The sequence below is a fragment of the Pseudomonas sp. PS01299 genome (assembly GCF_029960145.1).
Lineage (GTDB): Bacteria > Pseudomonadota > Gammaproteobacteria > Pseudomonadales > Pseudomonadaceae > Aquipseudomonas > Aquipseudomonas putida_A.
The window spans coordinates 1-4,431 of sequence record NZ_JASCPO010000345.1; the positions used below are offsets into that span (position 1 = coordinate 1).

The 4,431-nt window shown below is 61.4% G+C and carries 4 protein-coding genes; 3 read left to right on the plus strand and 1 reads right to left on the minus strand.

Annotated features, from left to right (window positions below):
* Positions 1 to 86: 86 nt before the first annotated feature.
* A complete protein-coding gene (locus QMX91_RS29270; RefSeq protein ID WP_003227548.1) occupies positions 87 to 572 on the minus strand; it encodes a YajQ family cyclic di-GMP-binding protein in 486 nt (161 codons plus the stop codon).
* A gap of 140 nt (positions 573 to 712) precedes the next feature.
* On the opposite strand from QMX91_RS29270, the gene QMX91_RS29275 reads away from it, so the two are divergent.
* Genes QMX91_RS29275 through QMX91_RS29285 form a run of 3 tightly spaced genes read left to right on the plus strand, consistent with a single transcriptional unit; the run spans position 713 to position 4,300 of the window.
* Entirely contained in the window at positions 713 to 1,630 is a 918-nt protein-coding gene (locus QMX91_RS29275; protein ID WP_098965277.1) for a putative 2-dehydropantoate 2-reductase, read from the plus strand.
* 45 nt (positions 1,631 to 1,675) lie between these two features.
* On the plus strand, positions 1,676 to 3,712 hold the full coding sequence (locus QMX91_RS29280) for an ATP-binding protein (protein WP_282413790.1): 2,037 nt from the start codon (positions 1,676 to 1,678) through the stop codon (positions 3,710 to 3,712).
* 3 nt (positions 3,713 to 3,715) lie between these two features.
* Entirely contained in the window at positions 3,716 to 4,300 is a 585-nt protein-coding gene (locus QMX91_RS29285) for a cob(I)yrinic acid a,c-diamide adenosyltransferase (protein WP_282413791.1), read from the plus strand.
* Positions 4,301 to 4,431 lie beyond the last annotated feature (131 nt).

The following is a 4,431-nucleotide window of genomic DNA, read 5'->3' on the forward strand; positions in this document are numbered from 1 at the left end:
CGCGAAAGCGGTATGTCATTCAACAATGAGTTGCCTGACACAGCGCTTTCGCGAGCAAGCCCGCTCCCACAGCCATCTGACCGGACTTAGTCGCGGAAGTTGTTGAACTGCAGTGGCATGCCGAATTCCTTGGCGCGCAGGGCCGCGATGGCTTCCTGCAGGTCATCGCGCTTCTTGCCGGTCACACGTACCTGCTCGCCCTGAATGGCGGCCTGTACCTTGAGCTTGGCGTCCTTGATGTGCGCGACGATCTTCTTCGCCAGCTCCTTGTCGATGCCTTCTTTGAGAATGGCGTCCTGCTTCATCAGCTTGCCCGAGGCGTAAGCGTCTTTGACTTCAAGGCACTGCACATCGATCTTGCGTTTGGTCAGGGCCAGCTTCAGGATCTCGATCATCGCTTCCAGCTGGAACCCGGCTTCAGCGGTCAGGTTGACGGTCAGGTCCTTTTCCTTGAACTCGAAGCTGCCTTTGCCTTTCAGGTCATAGCGACGATCAAGTTCCTTCACGGCGTTCTCGACCGCGTTGGTCAGCTCGTGCTTGTCCAGTTCGGATACCACGTCGAACGACGGCATGTAGTCTCTCCAATAAAAAGGCGCGCTCGATCAGGAGGGAGCGCGCTTGGCTTGCGGTTAAAATCCGGCTCATTATAACGGGTCTTTTCCCACCGATACGGCGAGCCTTGCATGCCAGTACCTTACCGAGTGAAAAACTGATGTCCACCCCCTGGCACGTTCTCGGCGCCGGCAGCCTCGGCACCCTGTGGGCCACGCGTCTGGCCCGGGCCGGGCTGCCGGTGCGGCTGATCGTGCGGGATGCCGAGCGCTTGCGCAGCTATCAGGCGGCCGGTGGTCTGACGCTGGTCGAACACGGCGCAGCCACGACCTATGCCGTCCCCGCGCAAACGGCGGACGACCCGGAGCCGATCCGCCGCCTGCTGGTCGCCTGCAAAGCCTATGACGCCGAAAGCGCCGTCGCCCGCCTCGCCCCGCGCCTGAGCGCAGATGCCGAGCTGATCCTGCTGCAAAACGGCCTCGGCAGTCAGGACGCGGTCGCAGCGGTGGTTCCGCAGGCACGCTGCATCAGCGCCTCCAGCACCGAAGGCGCGTTCCGCGACGGCGACTGGCGCGTGGTGTTTGCCGGCCACGGTTTCACCTGGCTGGGTGATGCCAGCCATCCGGTAGCGCCAATCTGGCTGGACGATCTGGACGCAGCAAAAATACCCCACGAATGGAGCACTGACATCCTCACCCGGCTGTGGCGCAAACTGGCGCTCAATTGCGCGATCAATCCACTGACTGTGCTCCATGATTGCCGTAACGGCGGGCTGGAGCAGCATCAATGCGAAGTCGCCACGTTGTGTGCGGAGCTTGCCGAATTGCTGGAGCGTTGCGGTCAACCGGCAGCCGCGGTCAATCTGCAACAGGAAGTCGAGCGGGTGATCCACGCCACCGCAGCCAACTACTCGTCGATGTATCAGGACGTGGCGAACCAGCGCCGCACCGAAATCAGTTACCTGCTGGGCCACGCCTGCAAAGTCGCCACCCGTCACCAGTTGAACCTGCCACACCTCAATCAATTGCAGCAGCGTCTGATCGCTCATCTGCACAGCCTTGGATTGCCCAGCGACTGAGCAGCGGCTACGCTGCCCACTTGTTCCTTTGCTGCGATAAACCTGATGCCATTGCGCCAGCGCCTTGAAAACCTGCCGGTCGGCCAGAAACTGCTGGCCGCCCTGCTGGTGTTGTTGACCACCGTCCTGCTGGTCGCCAACCTGACCTTTATCAGCGCCGCCTATTACATCTCCCAGGAAAGCATGGCGCCGCAAGCTTTGCAGACCATCGGCCGGCTGATCTCCAACCCGAGCCTGGTCGCACAAGCCCTCGAGTCGCCACAAAGCGCCGAACGCCTGCTCAAGGAACTCGACAGCTATTCGCCGCTGCGCGCGGCGGCGTTGTATGACGGCAAGGGTGACCGCATCGCCCAGGTGCAGCGTGGCGACAAGCTCAATCTGCCGGAACGCTATCGGCACATCGAAGCCTGGCAACTCACCGAGTTTCGCAGCAACCAGTTGATCACCCTGCCCCGCCCCGGCACCGCGCCCGGGCACTTGCTGCTGGTCGCCAGCAGTGAACTGCCGATGGCGTTCTACACCGGCACCCTGACTGCCAGTCTCGGCATCCTGATTTTCAGTGTGCTGCTGTGGCTGGTGATTGCGCGGCAGATCAAACGCCTGATCACTCGGCCGATCCATGAGCTGGAAGAACTGTCGCGTCAGGTCACTCGCGAAGAGAACTATGCCCTGCGCGCCTCACGCGGTAACCACGATGAAATCGGCAGCCTCGCCGAGGCGTTCAACACCATGCTCTCGCGCATCGAGGCTCGCGAACAGCAGCTCAAGCGCGCCCGCGATGACTCGCAGGCCGCCTACGATCAGGCGCAGGGCCTGGCCGAAGAAACCCGCCACACCAACCGCAAACTGGAGCTGGAAGTCCAGGTTCGGAGCAAGATCGAGAAGAAGCTCACCGGCTTCCAGAACTACCTCAACAGCATCATCGACTCCATGCCCTCGGCGCTGATCGCCCTCGACGAGCAGCTCTACGTGACCCAGTGGAACCAGGAAGCCAGCGCCCTCTCCGGCACGCGCCTGGATGAAGCGCTGAACCAGCCGATCTTCCTCGCCTTCGAACCGCTCAAGCCGTTTCTGCCGCAACTCAAGCAGACCGTGGAAGAGCACACCGTGGCGAAGATCGAACGGGTGACCTGGTTCAAGGATGACGAACCCAAGCACTACGCCCTGACCTTTTATCCGCTGATGGGCGGCGCCGGGCGCGGTGTGGTGATCCGTATCGACGACATCACCCAGCGCCTGTCGCTAGAAGAAATGATGGTGCAGTCGGAAAAAATGCTTTCGGTCGGTGGCCTCGCCGCCGGCATGGCCCATGAGATCAACAACCCGCTCGGCGCGATCCTGCACAACGTGCAGAACATTCGCCGGCGGCTGTCGGCGGATCTGCCGAAGAACCTCGAAACCGCTGAACAACTCGGCATCGAACTGGACACGGTCAACCGTTACCTGCAAAGCCGCGAAGTACCGAAATTGCTCGACGGCATCCAGCAGGCCGGCGCCCGCGCGGCAAAAATCGTCACGCACATGCTCAGTTTCAGCCGCCGCAGCACCCGGCAAATGGCCCCGTGCGATCTGCCCGCACTGATCGATCAAGCGGTGGAAATTGCCGGCAACGACTTCGATCTGGCGATCGGTTTCGACTTCAAGGGCCAGGCGATCATCCGCCAGTTCGACCCGGCGCTCGGCCCGGTGCCGGGCACTGCCAACGAACTGGAACAAGTGTTGCTCAACCTGCTGAAAAACGCTGCACAAGCCATTCATCAGCGCGAAGACGACAGCGAGCCGGGGCGGATCATCCTGCGCACCAAACTCAATCCGCCATGGGCCGAGATTCAGGTCGAGGACAACGGCATCGGCATGAGCGAAAACGTGCGCAAACGCACCTTCGAGCCGTTCTTCACCACCAAGGAAATCGGCCAGGGCACAGGGCTGGGGCTGTCGGTGTCGTACTTCATCATCACCAACAACCACAAAGGCCAGATGGAAGTGCAATCCGCGCCGGGCCAGGGCACCTGCTTCACCTTGCGCCTGCCACTGACCCAACCGGCGGCCATCGCCGCCGAAACCAATCAACTACCGAGGTAACCCATGGGCTTTCGCTTGTCGAAGATCTACACCCGCACCGGCGACACCGGCGAAACCGGCCTGGGCGATGGCCGCCGCGTCCCCAAGGATCACCCGCGGATCGAAGCGATTGGCGAAGTCGATACGCTGAACAGTCAGGTCGGCGTGCTGCTGGCCGGGCTGATCGCCGAGCGTGAGGCGTTCCCGGGATTGAATGAACTGATCGACGTGCTCGCCCCCTGTCAGCATCGGTTGTTTGACCTCGGCGGAGAGCTGGCGATGCCGGAATATCAGGCGCTGAACACGGCAGAAATCCAGCGCCTGGAAGCGGCGATCGATGTGTGGAACGAGGAATTGGGGCCGCTGGAGAATTTCATTCTGCCCGGTGGGTCGATGCTGATCGCCCAGGCCCATGTGTGCCGCAGTCTGGCGCGCAGTGCCGAGCGCCGTTGTCAGCATTTGAATGCAATTGAGCCATTGGCCGGGGTTGGTTTGGCGTATATCAATCGGTTGTCGGATCTGTTGTTCGTGGCCGCAAGGTTGATTGCGCGGCGGCAGGGGATTGCGGAGATTTTGTGGCAGCCTGCGGCAAAACCTTCAGATATCTAGCGCCTGTACGGACGCCTTCGCGAGCAAGCCCGCTCCCACAGTTGATTGCATTCATCCAGTTGGAATGCAGTCAACTGTGGGAGCGGGCTTGCTCGCGAAGAGGCCAGCAGCCTCACCACATAATCAAGCAT

What these genes read in the sequence shown, in the direction of transcription:
- QMX91_RS29270 (WP_003227548.1), bottom strand. Translation starts at nt 572, where the DNA reads ATGCCGTCGTTCGACGTGGTATCCGAACTGGACAAGCACGAGCTGACC.
- QMX91_RS29275 (WP_098965277.1), top strand. Translation starts at nt 713, where the DNA reads ATGTCCACCCCCTGGCACGTTCTCGGCGCCGGCAGCCTCGGCACCCTG.
- QMX91_RS29280 (WP_282413790.1), top strand. Translation starts at nt 1,676, where the DNA reads ATGCCATTGCGCCAGCGCCTTGAAAACCTGCCGGTCGGCCAGAAACTG.
- QMX91_RS29285 (WP_282413791.1), top strand. Translation starts at nt 3,716, where the DNA reads ATGGGCTTTCGCTTGTCGAAGATCTACACCCGCACCGGCGACACCGGC.